Source organism: Oenococcus alcoholitolerans (genome assembly GCF_051852995.1).
Taxonomy (GTDB): Bacteria; Bacillota; Bacilli; order Lactobacillales; family Lactobacillaceae; genus Oenococcus; species Oenococcus alcoholitolerans.
In genome coordinates this window covers 1,511,585-1,528,433 of record NZ_CP176042.1, presented here as the reverse complement: position 1 = coordinate 1,528,433, position 16,849 = coordinate 1,511,585, and the positions used below count along the sequence as shown (strand labels likewise).

At 37.5% G+C, this 16,849-nt stretch carries 14 protein-coding genes and 2 pseudogenes; 5 read left to right on the top strand and 11 right to left on the bottom strand.

The annotated features are described in order from the left end of the window. The first annotated feature begins 33 nt into the window (after positions 1-33). On the top strand, positions 34-735 hold the full coding sequence (locus ACKP2L_RS08245) for a glycerophosphodiester phosphodiesterase family protein (RefSeq protein ID WP_439425370.1): 702 nt from the start codon (positions 34-36) through the stop codon (positions 733-735). 14 nt (positions 736-749) lie between these two features. Here ACKP2L_RS08245 and ACKP2L_RS08240 read toward each other — a convergent pair whose 3' ends face one another. Next, positions 750-2,147, bottom strand: a complete 1,398-nt coding sequence (locus ACKP2L_RS08240; RefSeq protein ID WP_439425369.1) for an FAD-binding oxidoreductase — start codon at positions 2,145-2,147, stop codon at positions 750-752. A 163-nt stretch (positions 2,148-2,310) separates the two neighbouring features. Here ACKP2L_RS08240 and ACKP2L_RS08235 point away from each other — a divergent pair, with 163 nt between their 5' ends. Beyond that, positions 2,311-3,216 (top strand): diacylglycerol/lipid kinase family protein, encoded by a 906-nt coding sequence (locus tag ACKP2L_RS08235; protein WP_439425368.1) that lies wholly within the window; start codon positions 2,311-2,313, stop codon positions 3,214-3,216. 81 nt (positions 3,217-3,297) lie between these two features. Here ACKP2L_RS08235 and ACKP2L_RS08230 read toward each other — a convergent pair. The 5 genes and pseudogenes from ACKP2L_RS08230 to ACKP2L_RS08210 form a co-directional block, all read right to left on the bottom strand. Further along, positions 3,298-3,450, bottom strand: a pseudogene (locus ACKP2L_RS08230) (IS5/IS1182 family transposase); the annotation flags it as partial. A gap of 810 nt (positions 3,451-4,260) precedes the next feature. Continuing rightward, on the bottom strand, positions 4,261-5,145 hold the full coding sequence (locus ACKP2L_RS08225) for a PfkB family carbohydrate kinase (RefSeq protein ID WP_439425367.1): 885 nt from the start codon (positions 5,143-5,145) through the stop codon (positions 4,261-4,263). Next, entirely contained in the window at positions 5,145-6,518 is a 1,374-nt protein-coding gene (locus ACKP2L_RS08220) for a purine-cytosine permease family protein (RefSeq protein ID WP_439425366.1), read from the bottom strand. Before ACKP2L_RS08220 ends, ACKP2L_RS08225 begins: the two co-directional genes overlap by 1 nt. 17 nt (positions 6,519-6,535) lie before the next feature. Further along, positions 6,536-7,534 (bottom strand): ADP-ribosylglycohydrolase family protein, encoded by a 999-nt coding sequence (locus tag ACKP2L_RS08215; protein WP_439425365.1) that lies wholly within the window; start codon positions 7,532-7,534, stop codon positions 6,536-6,538. A gap of 12 nt (positions 7,535-7,546) precedes the next feature. Further along, positions 7,547-8,248 (bottom strand): GntR family transcriptional regulator, encoded by a 702-nt coding sequence (locus ACKP2L_RS08210; RefSeq protein ID WP_439425364.1) that lies wholly within the window; start codon positions 8,246-8,248, stop codon positions 7,547-7,549. A gap of 202 nt (positions 8,249-8,450) precedes the next feature. Here ACKP2L_RS08210 and ACKP2L_RS08205 point away from each other — a divergent pair. Together ACKP2L_RS08205 and ACKP2L_RS08200 are read left to right on the top strand one after the other, a co-directional pair. Continuing rightward, positions 8,451-9,167, top strand: a pseudogene (locus ACKP2L_RS08205) (IS5 family transposase). A 127-nt stretch (positions 9,168-9,294) separates the two neighbouring features. Beyond that, the gene (locus tag ACKP2L_RS08200; protein WP_439425363.1) at positions 9,295-10,587 is read left to right on the top strand and encodes a D-serine ammonia-lyase; all 1,293 of its coding nucleotides are present in this window, start codon (positions 9,295-9,297) and stop codon (positions 10,585-10,587) included. 21 nt (positions 10,588-10,608) lie between these two features. Here ACKP2L_RS08200 and ACKP2L_RS08195 read toward each other — a convergent pair whose 3' ends face one another. Continuing rightward, positions 10,609-11,430, bottom strand: coding sequence for a hypothetical protein (locus tag ACKP2L_RS08195; protein ID WP_439425362.1), 822 nt, complete (start codon positions 11,428-11,430; stop codon positions 10,609-10,611). Between the two features lie 165 nt (positions 11,431-11,595). On the opposite strand from ACKP2L_RS08195, the gene ACKP2L_RS08190 reads away from it, so the two are divergent. Then, positions 11,596-12,540 (top strand): alpha/beta hydrolase, encoded by a 945-nt coding sequence (locus tag ACKP2L_RS08190; RefSeq protein WP_439425361.1) that lies wholly within the window; start codon positions 11,596-11,598, stop codon positions 12,538-12,540. A 28-nt stretch (positions 12,541-12,568) separates the two neighbouring features. Here ACKP2L_RS08190 and ACKP2L_RS08185 read toward each other — a convergent pair whose 3' ends face one another. From ACKP2L_RS08185 to ACKP2L_RS08170, 4 genes are all read right to left on the bottom strand, one after another. Then, on the bottom strand, positions 12,569-13,513 hold the full coding sequence (locus ACKP2L_RS08185; protein ID WP_439425360.1) for an acyltransferase family protein: 945 nt from the start codon (positions 13,511-13,513) through the stop codon (positions 12,569-12,571). A gap of 202 nt (positions 13,514-13,715) precedes the next feature. Continuing rightward, complete coding sequence (locus ACKP2L_RS08180) at positions 13,716-14,786, bottom strand: 2,3-butanediol dehydrogenase (protein ID WP_439425359.1); 1,071 nt, start codon at positions 14,784-14,786, stop codon at positions 13,716-13,718. A 92-nt stretch (positions 14,787-14,878) separates the two neighbouring features. After that, positions 14,879-15,838 carry a Gfo/Idh/MocA family protein gene (locus ACKP2L_RS08175; RefSeq protein WP_439425358.1) on the bottom strand — a complete coding sequence of 320 codons (960 nt, stop codon included), beginning with the start codon at positions 15,836-15,838 and terminating at the stop codon, positions 14,879-14,881. A gap of 7 nt (positions 15,839-15,845) precedes the next feature. Continuing rightward, entirely contained in the window at positions 15,846-16,721 is an 876-nt protein-coding gene (locus tag ACKP2L_RS08170; RefSeq protein WP_439425357.1) for a MurR/RpiR family transcriptional regulator, read from the bottom strand. Between the last annotated feature and the right edge of the window lie 128 nt (positions 16,722-16,849).

The window sequence follows — 16,849 nt, the reverse complement described above, 5'->3', positions numbered from 1 at the left end:
GAATTATTAGTAAATTAAAAAGAAGGTTTTTACATGTCAGTAAAACAAACGAAAATTTTTGCTCATCGAGGAATTCCGGATCTTTTTCCAGAAAATTCGCTGGAGGGCTTTAAATATGTGATCGATCATCACGCTGATGGGATCGAATTTGATGTTCATCTGACTAAAGATAATATCCCGGTGATTATTCATGATGAAAAAATCGATCGCACTGCCGATGGTCAAGGATTCGTCAAAGATTTCACTTTTTGTGAATTATCAAAGTTCAAATTAAAAAACGGCGAAACGATCCCTCGACTGTCAGATTTTTTAAATTTGGCAGAAGGTAAAGATGTTCTTTTGAATCTTGAATTCAAAACTGATCATATTCACTACAAAGGCATTGAAAAGATCGTTTTTGAAGAAATCAAACGACATAATTTTTTACGACCGATCATATATTCATCTTTCAATTTAAATTCTCTAAAAACCGCCTATCAATTAGACCCAAACGGTACTTATTGTTTCCTATCTGATAAAAAGATCGATCAGTTCAAAAAGTTCGTTGCAGAAAATCACCTGTCCGGGCTGCATTTGGATCGTTATCAAAATACCGATGAAATTCCTTTGCGAGTTTGGACTGTTGATGATCCAAAGGAACAAAAGAAATTATTTGAACTTGGTGTTGCTGGAATTTTTACGAATAATTTTCAACAAGCGGGAAAGATATTGTCGGAAATAAAAAAACCTGCCTAAGCAGATTTTGAAAATTAATTTATTTTTCTTTTCGGGTTTAAAATGCCCATCGGATCAAATAGGTTTTTGATTTGATGCTGCAAAAGGTCGACATCGGTGCCGAGCTCTTCGTTCGTCCATTGGTTTTTTGACATACCGACGGCGTGTTCGCCTGATATAGTGCCATCTAGAGCGAGAGTCTTTTTGAATAATCGACGAACCGCTTCGATGATATTTTTAGGTGGTTCTACTTGTCCATTCCATAGCAAAGTTGGATGAAGGTTACCGTCTCCGGCGTGTCCGGCTGTGTAAATATCCACCTTTAGATCATCACTGACTTGGTCGATATACTCGACCATTTCAGCTAATTTTGATAGCGGTACGGCCATATCTTCCATGATATGGTATTTAGAGTTTGAAAATACGGCCGGTAACATATCTTGACGCAGTTTTATCAGTTCTTGAGCCCTATCTGGATCGTCAGTAATATCTACCTGCCATGCATTTTTTTCCTTCAAAATCGTTTTGACAGTTTTTAATTTGAGTTCGCTTGCGCTATCGATACTAAATATCAATAGTGATGATTTATCGCTCTGAGCGTAATTAGTTTCCTCATATCGGTCCAAAGCTTTAACTGTTTTTCCGTCTAACGCTTCAAGCATCGAAGGATAAAGACCGGAGTTTCTGATCGCCTTGACTCCGTCCGCTAATTTTGCCATATCGTCGAAGAAAGCAATGCCGGTGATCGTTTTCCCAAGAGGGATCGGAAAAAGTTTGACGGTGATCTCGGTCACGATGCCTAAAGTTCCTTCTGATCCGATCATTAATTGTGTCAGATCGTAACCATAGGCTTGCTTATAAGTTCTGGTACCCAATTTTATTTCTTTACCATTGGTCAGCATTACCTTCAAACCAAGTACCGAGTCTTTTGTTGCACCGTAACGGACGCCGCTGAGACCGCCGGCATTAGTGGATATGTTTCCGCCCAGTGAGGAGATCGGCTTCGAAGCTGGATCCGGTGCATAGAACATCCCTTGTTTTCTTGCTGCTTTATCGAGATCTTGATTGATAACGCCCGGCTCGATCACTGCGATCGAATCATCTTTGTTTATTTCCTTTATGTGATTTAGTTTTATCAAAGACAAAATGATTCCGCCATCGATTCCATCGGCCCCGATGACAGTACTTGTATCAGCTGTCTGCGGGATTATTGGCAAATGAAATTTTTGAGCCGTTTGAAGAACTCCACGGATGTCTTCTTTGTCGCCAGCAGCAACATAAGCCAGTATTTTTCCTTCAATACTATCCTCGGCTTTTCCATTAGCTGTATGTTCAGCTGCTATTTTGTCATCAATATGTATATCGGCGTGCGGCGCTTTTTCTTTTAAGAAATTTATTATTTGATCATTGGTATAAGCTGTAAATACTGCCATGATAATTCTCCATCAAGAAAAATTTAATTTAATTTTTATTACCAATAAATTCTATATCTTTTTCGTTGCGCTGCATTAGCTGATTTTACTTTAGGAAAAATATAAGCGATCCATTTGTTTTGGCAATAGCCGGATAAGATATGATTGATATATAAAGAATAATATGGACAAACTTACTTATGGAATATTTTTTAATAAAAATTCAGGGGATGGCAGCGGTAAGAAAATAGCTGAAAAACTGGCGCGGGTTTTAAAAGATCATCAGCAAAAAAGTATTATGCTTTTTGCCGATAGTGTTGAAGCAGTTATTAAAAAAATAATAAGCAATCTCAAAAAAATCGATATTTTAGTTGTGATCGGCGGCGATGGCACGCTAAATATCGCTGTAACTGCGCTTGTTCAAAGTAAGATAAAAAAAGATATAGCAGTGATCCCGGCCGGAACAGTAAATAATTTCGCAAAACGATTCGGGCTGGCGATCGGAACTGACAAAGCGATCGAAAATATCGCTGATTTTAGCAAACAAAGAAAAAGAAGAGTGGGAATTGCTGTCTGTAATGAGAACAAAGCGATCGTTAGTTCGCTGACATTTGGCAATTTAGCTGACATTTCTAATGAAGTTCGCCAAAAAGATAAACAAAAGTTTGGCAAGATCGTTTACATTTTCAAAGCGATTCAGCATATCGGAAAAAATAAATCTTTTTTGATTCGTTATGTTCCGGACGATGGTGCTGAAAAAAATTTAAAAACTTGGTTTGCCTTGATCACAACGAATAATTATATCGGTGGACATAAATACATCCATTCTTCACCAAATAAATTGCATATCAGTCTTCTTAATGATATAGGTCCTAAGCAGCTGCTCCCTTATGCCTTATTTGCACTCAATGGTAATTTGCATAGATCAAAAAACGTTACCCACTTCGAAGCTGAAAGGATCGTACTGACTTCAAAAAGGGCTGGTATCACAACGAGGATCGATGGTGATAAAGGACCAAAATTTCCTTTGAAAATTGATTATTTTCCTGATTATTTATCTTTGATCGTCCCAAATAAAACTGATCGATAATGGTCGCAAGCTGTTTTTTCTCGCAAACTGTTTTGTTTTCGAAAAATAAATATCATTCTTTTTAGAAACTGTTTGAGATCTTCAAAAGCGGTGCAATAGAACTGCAATAAAGGATAGAGTCATCATCATAGTACTCGTATTTAACTGCCTTTCGCAATTTTTCCACAATCGCCGACAATTCTCTAACTAACTAAGAGATCCTTCAACTAACCAGCGTTGTGGCAGTACTTCAAATTTATTGGCGGGTGATATCATTGGGATAATTAGGTATGATAATTTCCTTTTTTGCCAAAAAAATAGCAAAGTTTAAACTAGATCTCAAACAGTTTTTTAAAGATTTACATTATGAATCCAAAAAATTAAATAATGCTAATAATACCTTCAAATCCATTTAATCGTTGATGGAAATAAAAGGGCTTTTTATTCAAAGAATATACGAGTCAAAAAGAGTGCTAACGCATTTTTGATTTTAAAGCAAACCATTCTGAAGATTAGTTATATTCCATGCAATTACGTTTACGTAAATGTAATTAATGGACTAAAATAAAATGACGTTACGTTAAGGTCTGCTCTGGTTGGATGGACCCCATATTTATTGGCTAAGGATTTATTTGAACGATTTTCATTGTGATAAAGTTTTAACTATGTTGTTTTTAAACTCATCTGAATAATATTTCATAAAAAAATCCTATTATAATTTTTATCATTATGACACAAAATTTAATGATTTTGGTACCAAATTTCAGTATAGAAGCACTCAGTCTCATGATGGTTTTATTAGCTTTTATCAGGTTACTTCTTAAAAGATACTAAACAGCTTCTTACGGTTATCGGAATTTTGACCATTATCGAACCAGGATACAAATGGAATTATTTGCTTAATTCAATCAATGCAAAAGAAAAAAGCAAACCCTTTCAGATTTGCTATATAAGGTGATATTAACCTCAGTTGACAAAGAGCTCTGGTTTTCCGCTTGAACAATTGTCGAATGTGAAAAAGGTCGATATGAAATTCTTACGTTTTTTAATTCTTTAATTTTTATATTATAGGCTACCGGCTTCTTGTTGGATAACCAATGCTGATAAATCATTTCCAATTTTACATGCTTCATCAATATCTTTTCCTTCACAAAGACCAGCAATCACACCACCACAGTGGGTATCACCGGCACCGATAGTGTTAATTACACTATCAATATGATCACTTGGAATGGTCCGACCACCTTTATTGTCATATACATACGTACCTTTAGCACCAAGGGTAACAAGTACCGGAGCATCAGTCCTCTGATAAATATCAGCTACTTGTCCTTCTATGTTATCAGCATTGCTTAGATATCCTATTTCATCTTCGTTAGCATTCACAATCAAATTATGATCCAAGAGTCGATTCAGAATTGACTTATCAATATGGCTAATGCGAGGGGAAGCATCAAACAATAGCGTTGCATCAGAATCACGTTTATCGAAATGATTTAATAGTAGATTTGCTGACTTTTGATCTTCCATTTCATATCCACTAACGTAGATATATTTGTAATCAGATAGGTTAATTTTGTTAAACCAATTATCGGACCAATCTTGTTCAATACCAGGAACGGTGATAAATGTACGTTCAGCATCTGGTTCAACTAAGCATAGGTCCCAGCCGTTGTCCTTACTATTATCCTGGATAATTACAGGAACATTCTTTTCCCTCATGGCTTGGCGAACCATTTCACTATATTGGCCACTTCCTACAGGTACAAATAAATCTGTGTTACCAGTACCAGAATAATGTTGAATTGCTCCAAAGACGTTAAATGCACAACCACCTATATTGTATGATTTAAGATTTGCAGTAACATCATCACCAGATTTAGGAATTTGTGGGACGTCCATGATAATATCAACAAAAGCGGCACCGACAATTAAGCTTTTTTCAGTCATTATACTTCATTTTCCTTTGACGTAGTGTTGTGAGTAAATAGGTAGAAAATAAACATTACGATGATGGCCACAATCCCAGAGACAAAGACAGCTAGGCTACTATTATTTTCAAAAATTCCATGAGCAAATGGTCCACGGTAGGCTGTGTTTGAAGTGAACAAAAAACCTATGACAGTAGCAATCGCCCATGAAATAATACCTGGCCAATTGTAGTGAATTAATGAATCTGGCTTCATTAATTCAACGTCGTAACCATTTTTTCTGTTAATTACACTATCTACTAAGAAGATCGCCACCCATGAAGCTAAGCAGATACCAAGGAAGTTCAAGAATAATTCAAAGTTGCTTAGGAAGTTACCAGAAATGAACAATACGTATACTGAAATTAAGACAATAATTACGGCATGCAAAATTAGAGAAGTAGTTTGTTTTACTTCAAGACCAATAGTTGAAAGGTTAATACGTGCCGAACGGAATGACACAAGACATTGTGGAACTAAACCAATCGCAGCAACTAAAAAGTAAGCAAATCCGAACCAGCCAGGAACGGCACCATACATAACTTGGTATGGGTTACTAGCAGTGGCAAGACTTGGTGAGATGGTACTCAGCATTACACCACCAGCCATTAAGAAGAACAGTGGAGTGGCAGCACCTAAAGTAGTTCCCCAGAAAGTAGAAGATGGACGACTCTGTGACCGTACATAAGCACCCCAGTCAGCGGCCGACATAGCCCAAGAAATACTTGAACCAGCGACAATAAATGCAACGGCAGGTAGCCAACCTGTTAACCAGCTACCTGACTTCATGGCAAATGCAGCGTCCCAATTAGCTTTAGCAAGGAAGATTACTAACATCATAACAGTCAGAATCCCACAAATCCAGCTTAACCAAGTTTGAATTCTGGCCAAAGTATCTTCTTTGAAGAAACCAGTCAAGATAACTAAACCAGCAAATACTAGTAAACAAACAGCTTTTGTAAACATATTTTGTGAAATATGAATAGTCTTTAACATTGATGAAAATAGCAATGTACCTGTAATAATATTAACGGCTAACCAGCCGACCATGTTAAGCCATGCCATAAAGTTTGGAATCTTATTACCATAGGTACCAAAAGCAGCACGACTCATCTTGAAAGTCGTCACTCCTTCGCGCTTTCCAATCATTGCGACCCAACCAGGAATAGCGAAGGTCAGAGCGCCAATCAAAGCAGCAGTTATTGATTGGAAAAATGACAAGTGATAGGTAACAATAATTGCACCGTAAACAAATCCCATAATACCGATATTTGCAGCAAACCAGTTGTAAAACAACTTCATAGGACTAAGGGTTTTGTTATTTTCAGAGACTTTAATAAAGTCATTATCCATAATTTTTCACCTTTTCTTTATGCCTTAAATGCAACTATCTTATCAGCAAGATCATGAATGTTATGTTGTGGGCTCTTTTCATCAATTAATTTTTTCCATGAATCTGGAATGTTCTCAGCACCAACTTTAGCCCCACAAATAGCAGTAGCCATAGCACCAATAGTATCGGTATCACCACCAAGATTGGTACAGACAATAGCTGATTTTTCAACACCCTTAGCGTAATAAGCAATAGCAACGGCTGCAGGAATACTTTCTGAAATAGAAGTACCAGTACCAACAGTGTTGTAAATAGCTCTACTAAATGAATCATCATCGCCTGCATAGCGGTGTGCTAAGTCAATTCCGATCTCTAAGCGTTCCTTGTTATGGGCAGCCCACGTAGGAGCGCCTAAAGTGAATCCTTTATCATTGGATTTGATAGCAAAGTCAACAATATCGTACCAATCATAATCGGCCATAGCAGCAGTTACAGCACCCGCAATCATGGCTGCACCACTAATTGCAACATCACTAGAGTGCGTAATCTTGGTAACGTCGTATACCATTTGAACTAATTGATCTAATTGTTCTGGTTCGTAAAGAGTTCCAATAGGAGATATACGCATTCCACACCCGTTTGTTAAGGCTTCCCTCGTAATATCTGTTGGATCTTCACCGTTACGAATTGCCCTTAATGCAGCTTTACTACTAGGTCCTAAAATATTATTTGTCCATGCTCCGACTTCATCGGCCCATTTCATAATGTGTTTGACAAGTACTTTGCTATCTGGTTTCCAGTTGGTTTCAATAAGAGCATCAAGGATAGCGAAAGCCTGGTTTGTGTCATCAGTATATTCACCCGCCTTGAAGTTAACAGCAATATCGTTGTCTTCTGTACCATCTAAGAATTTGGTAATATGTCTACCGAATTTCCTACGGATTCGTTGTAATGGCCACAATTCGGTTGGCATTCCCATTGCATCACCAATTGCTTGTCCATATAGTGCACCTAAAATCTTATCTTTTGCTCTCATAAATAGAATCTCCTAAATCCCTAAACTTAAATCAAATTCAGCATAGTTGCTGTAAGTAACAACTACATTTTCAACAAACTCACCATTCTCATCATGAACAACTCCGCGCGCCTGCAATAATGGGGCATTAGTATCACAATTCAGCAAATCAGCTAATTCTTCATTTGCAGAAACTGTATTCATTCTTAGAGTTGTCAGTGAAGGAATAACTTTATAATCCCTTCGAATAACGTAATACAAGGAATCCTTACCAAAGTCATATTTGTCTAAGTCAGGGAACCTTTTTAAATTAAGTTCTGAATGGTCTATAGTCATTGGGATAATACTTTCTTGGCTTTTTAATAGACGTAATCGTTCTAGCTCTAAAAATTCTGTACCATGCTTTTTAATTATTTTCTTGCTTAATACTTTATTTATTGGTTCCAAACCAATTTCATGAGCATAATCAGAAAAACCTTTAAAATTGAACAGCTTAACGTGAGGTTGTGTTTGATGTACAAAGGAACCTTTGCCTTGTACTCTCGTAATTAAATTCATTTGTTGCAGATCTTTAAGTGCTTTTTGAATAGTTGAACGTGTAACACCAAATTCTTCAGCATATTTAGCTTCAGAAGGTAACTGATCACCAACCTTTCTATTTGAAAAAATATCGTGCTGAATAGATTGTACGATTTGAGAACGTAAACTATTTGTATTCCGTTGTAAATACATCATCTATTCTCCCTTACTTGAGTACTCAAGTTATTATAATAAACCTTTCTTGCAAAAATGCAAGCGCTTTCAAAAATAGGAGAACTAGAATAGAATATACAAAAATATTAAAATAAAAGAAAATGTGATTATAGTAAAAACCTAAAAAAACTGTTTGAGATCTAGTTTAAACTTTGCTATTTTTTTGGCAAAAAAGGAAATTATCATACCTAATTATCCCAATGATATCATCCGCCAACAGTTTGAAGGGATTCGTCCCAAATTAGAAAACTTTCATTAACGAACTAAGCCCCATCAAGTTGATTTTATGAAGCTTTTTGTACGATCTTGTACATTTTGAAAAACGGATCCCAGCAGTCGGCTCCAACGGAACCATCATTATTGGACCAAGTTTTAAAAAAATTGTCTTTATCTCACGATCTCAACAAGATCGTTTGGCGTTAATTTCCTTTATTATCATGGATACTCAAAGCGTTAAAAATACTGCCACCGCTGAAAACAAGGATTAGGATGCTGGTAAGAAGACCTCGGGAATTAAATGGCATTTAGCTGTTGATATTAACGGGTTTCCCAAGCCATTCACACAACGCGGGCAAATGTTTCTGATCGAAATGGGGCGAGTGCGATCATTGCCTTAAATGCTAATAATCTTTGGCGTGTTCGCAAAATCCTCGTTTATGGTGGTTACTCAAGAATTAATTTTAAATTAGATGTTATGAGCAATTTACAGGAGACCGTTCAGGTCGCCAAACGCAATGAGTTACACAAATTTGAAGTACTGCCACAACGCTGGTTAGTTGAAGGATCTCTTAGTTAGTTAGAGAATTGTCGGCGATTGTGGAAAAATTGCGAAAGGCAGTTAAATACGAGTACTATGATGATGACTCTATCCTTTATTGCAGTTCTATTGCACCGCTTTTGAAGATCTCAAACAGTTTTTAGACCAATTCGTGCCAATGTTAGGAAAGTTTACGGCAGAAAATACTAACTGATATTTTTGACTTATACTCTCTTTGAATCAAATTTGATCGCGAAGGAATTTAATTGATATGGATGATACATTGCTTATCGCTAGGCACGCTCAGATAAAGGACCTAATGGAAGAGAAACCAATTTTTTGGCGAAACCCGGATTATGGAAAAACAGCGGAACTGCCTTTTTCTAAAGCAGATATTTTTGATGCTGTTGCTCGCTGGGACAGATTTGCTCCATATATAGCAGAAGTTTTTCCTGAAACTGCCGCCAGCAAGGGAATTATTGAGTCGCCGCTGATACGGATCGACAAGATGCAGAAAAAATGGGAATTGGACAACGACCAAAATTTGTCTGGAAAATTGTTTTTAAAAGCAGACAGCCAGCTGCCGATTTCCGGTTCGATAAAATCTCGCGGCGGTATTTATGAAGTCTTAAAATTTGCTGAACACATTGCTATGACAAGATCGGACTTGACTTACTTGGATGATTATAGGATCTTGGCCAGCGAAAAATATCGAAAAATTTTTGCAAATTATGGTGTTATCGTTGCTTCGACCGGCAATTTAGCTCTCAGCGTCGGTATCGCTGCTGCCAAGTTTGGTTTTAAAACGACTGTTTACATGTCGCACGATGCACGTCAGTGGAAAAAAGATAAACTTAGAGCGAACGGTGTTGAGGTAAAAGAATTCGATACTGATTTTTCAGATGTGATACCAAAGGCGCGAGAAGATGCTGGTAAGGATCCTAATATTCATTTCGTTGATGATGAAGGTTCGTCGGATCTTTTCTTAGGCTATGCTGTTGCTGCGGTTAGATTACAAAAACAGCTTAAGGATAATGGCATCTTAGTCGACAAAGATCACCAAGTGGTCGTTTATCTGCCGGCTGGTGTTGGAGGAAGCCCGAGTGGTGTTGCTTTTGGTTTGAAAATGATCATCGGACCATATATCCATGCGGTTTTTTGTGAGCCGACTCATGTCCCTTCGGTTACCTTGGGGATGATGACAAAGCTGAATGAGCGCATTTCGGTTTATGATATCGGTCTGGATGGACTGACTGCGGCTGACGGGCTTGCGGTCGGCCGCCCGTCTCGTTTGGCTGGTAAAGTCATGAGAACTTTGCTTTTTGGCAGTGTTACTTTTAATGATGATGATATTTACCGTTATTTAGCCGAACTTCTAGATACTCAAAAAATCGTTGTCGAGCCTTCAGCGGCGGCTGGTTTTACGGGGATCGAGCCAATCGTTAAAAACGAACCGGCGTTTAATAATGTAAATACCGCTCACATCGTTTGGTCTACTGGCGGAGATATGATGCCCGAAAGTGAAAGAGAAGCAGATTATAAAATCGGTAAAGAACTGCTTTGAATATGTATGCTGTCATCTTTATTAAGTATGGATGATATCATTTATCATTATGTATAGTTGGTAAGGCAAGAGGTAGGAGCCTACTTGCCTTTTATATTGTTCTTCATTATATGTATTTTGGTCGAATAATAACCGAGATAATGTTTTGCTTTTTATATTAAAGTTAAGTACGTCTAAGATATCAGCTTTAACAAAGAAGAACGAGTCGTTTCTCTTTTTAAAATATCTTCCCTTAAGGCAATTTCCGGAAAATAATCCAAAATCGGCCATTACTCTTAACTTAGATTTGAAACACTCGGTCGGTTTTTCGCTGTTTTGAGCGGCATTTAATTGTTTTAGATCTTGGATGATCCCGCCTAAAGCGATCGCTTTGAAATTTCTGACAAAGTCGTCTGAACCAACATCCAAACTGTAAGTAGGATCGAAATATAATGGCAATCCTTGCACTTTGGGCGGTACGTTCAAACAAACTTGCAGGTGCTTGCAGATGATTATTTTTTTGTCTTTTTGATCGGGGTCTAAGTAGAAAAGATCTGTTCCTTGACCGCTATATAAGATCAAACAGGTAAAGTGGTATCCAACCCTTAGTGCTTCTGAAATGTGTCCGTACTGATGCCAGAAACAATTCTTTAATTCGATCGGCGGATGAGGGTAAGCATCCATGAATTTATGTCTGAGGTCAAATAGAATCTTTTTTTCGGTTGACGTCAATACTTTTTTATCGCTATTTATTTTGAAAAATTGTCTGAAGTAATCGTTGATCTGCTTTACATATAAGTAGTTCAGCGATAACATTCCGACCATTTCCTTTCGTGTCCTTTGGTAGTCACTACTTGTAAACATACTTAAATTATAGAATATTAAATGAAAATTTAAAAGACTGTTTTCTGAAAATTTCATGAAAATAAATTTGATCCGTTTTCAGTCCGATTCGCTTGATCTTATTATTTTTTGTACAATGATCATTAATACTATTTTAGTGGTCGATACAGTTAGCGGGGTTTTTATATGGAAAAAATAAATTTTAATAGGACTGGCCGTCTTTTGGCCGCATCAGCCGGAATTGCAACGATTTCTTTTTTAGCCAGCGAGTATTTTTTCCGTTTGGCTTTTAAAAGAGTCGATTATGTACCGGAAACTTCTGCCGATAAGCAAAAATATGCTGATGCCTATTGGGATTATGTCGACTGGTTCAAAAAGGTTGAAAAGGAACACTGGACTTTTACTATCTCCGGTGAAAAAGAACATATGTCGGCTTATTTTATTCCTGCTAAAAATAGAGACTCGAAAAAAACGGTCGTTATTTCACATGGATACAAAGGCAACGGTGAGACGATGTCTAACTATGCCAAAATGTTTTATGAAATGGGGTTTTCCGTTTTGCTGCCTGATGATCGCGGTCATGGCGAAAGTGCTGGAAAATATATTAGTTTCGGTTGGCTTGACCGCTTGGACTATCTGCAATGGCTGCAAAAACTGATCGTCCGTTTGGGTGACCAGGCAAAAATAGTTCTTTTCGGAGTAAGTATGGGGGCGGCCACGGTAGAAATGCTCAGTGGCGAACAGCTTCCGCCTCAAGTACGCTGCATAATTGCTGATTGCGGCTATTCCAGTATCGATGCTGAACTGACTTTTTTGCTGAAAAGACAGTATCATCTGCCCAAATATCCTTTTTACCCGTTAGTAAGTACCATCAATCATCATCGCTTGGGTTATTATTTGGGCGACGTTTCTTCAATTGAACAGTTAAAAAAGAATAAATTGCCGATTTTCTTTATTCACGGTGAAAAAGATCGTTATGTGCCAAGCTATATGGCTCTAGAAAATTATCAAGCCAGCGATTCTGAAAAGGAACTTTGGATCGTTAAAGACGCTAGTCATGCGGAAAGTTTTTGGATCGATCCGGATGAATATAAGGAACACATCACAAAATTTTTGGAAAAATATTATTGATTTTGTGTCTTATCGGCCTATTTAACGGTCATCCGGGCATTACTTGGATGATCTTTTTTTTGCTTTTTTTATAGATAATTGCCAAAAAAATCGGTGCGATAACACCCCCTAAAAAGAGTTCTGGCCAGGAAGTGTTTGTCGTTGCTTTGTCAATGATATCAAAAACAGCACGATGCATATACATAATGGTCAAGGTATGTTTCCCCAGGAAGGAAAAAATGATCGTCAATATTTTGATTTCCGATATCCAGCGAGCGAATAACAAGATCAGGATGCTTAATAGACAAGGAACCCAGACGGCCAGCCACGGTTCAGTTATTTGGTAGGATTTTAAATATAAAGTCAGGTGAATGTCTTTTCGATACTGGAAATAAATCAAAGAGGCATAAACGATCGTTATAAAGATAATTATTATTGGCAAATAGGAGTTTGGTATTTTTTTGAGGTACTCGAAGATCGTACTGCCCAGTATCATATAAAAAGTGCTGATCAAGACTACCTGTGCGTTCCAGGGCACGGTTTTATTACTGAACAGATCTAAGCCATCGGCGTTGCTTAAAATAGCAAAAAGCATCGGCGGAACAGTGACTGTCAATTGGAGTGCGCGGCTTCTTATAAAACTTTTTATAAGTACAGCAGCGATCATCGTTAGTATATAAACTTCTACGAACCAAAAAATACTCAAATATTGGTTCAATGTCTTGCCGCCGTAAATTAAATAATAAAAATAATTAAAAGTATGTTGCCAGCTTTCTTCACGAACGAAGTGGCTTAGCATTATTAAGAGCAAACCGGCAATAAAATAATTTTTTAGCTGAGGTAAAATCTTTGTTTTAAAAAACTTGACGATCCCAGACCGCTCTAATTTTATCTGTTTAATGAAAAAACCGCCGATAATGAAAAATAAAGGCATATGCCACCAATATATGGCATCAAACATTACACGAAGATCATCTGCTGATTTGGCATTCAAAGCATGGCCTAATACGACTGCGATAATACCAATTCCCTTACCGACATCGACCCAGGCTATACGCTTGGATCTATTGGTAATTTTATTTTGGATAATTTCTTCGCTTCCTTTCTGTAAGTAATCCTATATTTATCTTACGATTGCTTCATTAAATCGACATTATAGGCAAACAAAAACCCGTTTGATAAGACGGGTCCGTTTTTTAATCTTCAGCAGATACAAGGATCTTTACTTGCTGTTTGTCGGCTGAAATCTCTTTGATTCCTTGATCAACTAATTGATCCAGCGATATTTTTTTCGTTATTATTTTGTCAAAAAGATCTTTGTTATTGTTTAAAATACCCAAAACCTGTGGGAAAGAATTGTTATAGCAAATAGTTGTTATGATGTTTATACCCTGCATGATCAGATCTTTGGTCATATCAAATGTTATTGGCCGTCCGAATAATGCGACTATTTGAAGAGTGCCGCCTCTTTTGGTAACTTTTAATGCCGTATCAAAAGTTGCTTGTACACCGGCCGCTTCATAAGCAATGTCGACTCCATTCGGCAAAACTCCTTTGATAGTTTCCGCGGCGTCTTCTTTTCCAGGATTTATTGTATTTATAAAACCCAGTTCTTCTGCTTTATGCAGACGAACTTCAGATAGATCGACGATAAATATGTGATTAGCACCTGCGATCCTTGCCAGCAAAGCCATTAATAATCCTATTGGACCTGCCCCCATGATCGCTACATCTTGTCCGGCACGCAAACGGCTTCTCTTTAGAGCTTCATAAACAACAGCTGTTGGTTCTGCCAACGCACCTATTTCATAGTTCATTCCGGCTGGCAGCTTATGTGCGAATACTGATTTGACATTAGCATACTCGGCAAAACCGCCATCCTGAGAAAAGCCGAGAAAATTGCCGGCCCCATCTTTGGCTTGAGCTTTGATACATAAATTATATTGGCCCTTACGGCAATTTTCACATTCACCGCAAGCGATGACCGGCTCGATCGCAACTTTGTCGCCGATCTTTAAATTACTTACATTTTTGCCTAATTTTACTACCTGTCCAGAAAATTCGTGACCTAAAGTTATTGGTAAGGTCCTGCCGGTTATCGGATGCGGTTCTTTTGGCAGGCCCCACCCTTGCAAATAAGCATGCAGATCGCTTCCGCAAATGCCGCAATACTTAACCTTTATCTGTACTTGATCATCTTCAGGATCTGGAATATCAACATCCTCGATCCTGATATCTTTGGCTCCATAAATTCGTGCTGCTTTCATAATTGCCTCCTTGATCCCTTGACAAGGATTACTTCACCGGGGGCAATTCTACATCTATTTTTGAAGCAATTAAAGATTTAAAGTAAGTAAATCTATTTTTCTTTTTCGGCGATCGCTTGTTTTAATTCATCGATTATTTCGATGCTGTTTAAGGAATCTTGTACAGGCATTGACCGGCTTTCTAATCTATTTTTTTGCAAACAGTCGATCGTTTCTTTTATTTCCGCATGAAAATCGTCTTTTTCGTAAGGAAAGACAAAATTTTTGCTTTTATTATCTTTGATCAAAGTAAATGAATCCGGGCGATGTAAATTAGGGACTTCGATACGGCCTTTATCACCGATAATAGTCGCAAGGTTAGCTTTGTTGCGGTCAAAGGCACTTTCTAAAATGACTTTCTGACTATCATTTTTTAAAGCAGCATTAACATATACTTCGACCTTATTTTCGATTACTTTGTATTCAAGACTTTCAATTTTTAATGGTTTTTTAACAAAACTTTCAATAAAAGCTGCATTATAGATACCCATATCTAGCAGACAGCCGCCTACGAGCGGTTGATAATGATAAGTTGCCTGCTCTTCAGGCATTGACCGGCAAAAAGATGTTTGAACGGTTTTGACTTTTCCTATCTCTCCAGCGGTAACCATTTTTTTAAGTTCCTGGTAAGCTTTCTGGAAATGACTCTTCATTGCTTCGGTATAAAAAAGGTTTTTTCTTTTTGCTTTATCGATTATTTTTTTTAATTGTTCCCTGTTTAAGGCAGCTGGTTTCTCGCTAATAACGGCTTTACCAGCATCTAGAGCAGCCATTGACCATTGAAAATGCAGCTGGTGGGGCAATGCTATATAAACGATATCGATGTTTGGGTCTTGCAGGAGTTCCTGGTAACTGCCGAAAACCTTATTCGAGGGGTGCTTAGCTTGAAAAACTCGAGCTTTATCAATATTTCTAGCCGCAACGGCATAGAGATTCGCCTGACTAAAATTTTGCAAGCTATCGGCAAAACGGTTTGCGATATTTCCTGGTCCGATGATTCCGAAATTGATCATATTTTTCCTATTCTAGACTGTGTTTTTCGTCAAGCAGTCCATTGTCGAGCAAAGCTCGATTAGTTTTTAACCGTTGAAGATTATGTTGATATTGATGGGCAAAAACGATCGAAAAAAGAGAATCCAGCAGATATTCAAAGGTTATCTGCGAAGAAAAGGTGCTGACCTTAAGAAAATCAAACTCTTCTTGTTTAACGATGATCGATAGATCGGCAAAATCGATCATTGGTGAATTTATGTTTCCGCTGATCAGAAGAGTCGGCACCTTTTTCTGTGAGAAAAATTTTATTATCTTTTGACTTTGTTTTGATTTTCCGCCATAAGATATGAAAACAGCACAATCTTTTGGGCTTAAATTAACAGCTACCCAATCTTCGTCGGCATATTCTTCGCCGATCATCGCAAATTTATCGATTTTTACTAATTTATTTTGAAAACTTCGAGCTCTGATTTGCGAATCTCCTTGCCCGAAAAGAAATATTCGCTCGGCAGACCAGAGCATCCGGCCGGCTTTATCAAGTTGTTCTTTATTTAGCTGGGCATAACTGCGTTTGATAGTACTAACGCTTAGATCTGCTAATTTTTTTGCGATCATCATTGAGTCGTCTTCTCTTTTGAAGGGGAAATTAGCGTCTACATCTTCCGGTTGAAATATTCTTGCTTGAATAGTTTTGGAAAGTTCTAAGCGAAATTCTTTGTAGCCGGCAAAACCCAATTTCTTTGATAATCGAACGATGGCTGAATGAGAAGAAAAACTCTTTTTTGCCAGCTGTTCAACACTCATGGCCGGGATTTCATCGAGATTATCCAAAATATAATTGACTATCTTTTTTTCTGTTGTTGTTAGATTCTCTTTTGACCTTAATTTATCTATAAGCAGCATACCTTCTATCTCTATGATAATTTTACCGCAGCTGAGTGAAAAGCCTTACTTTTGAACAAATTGACCAATTTTAATGAAAACGCTTACTTAAAATGGTAAAAGGGTCCATAATTACTGAAAAACCTGAT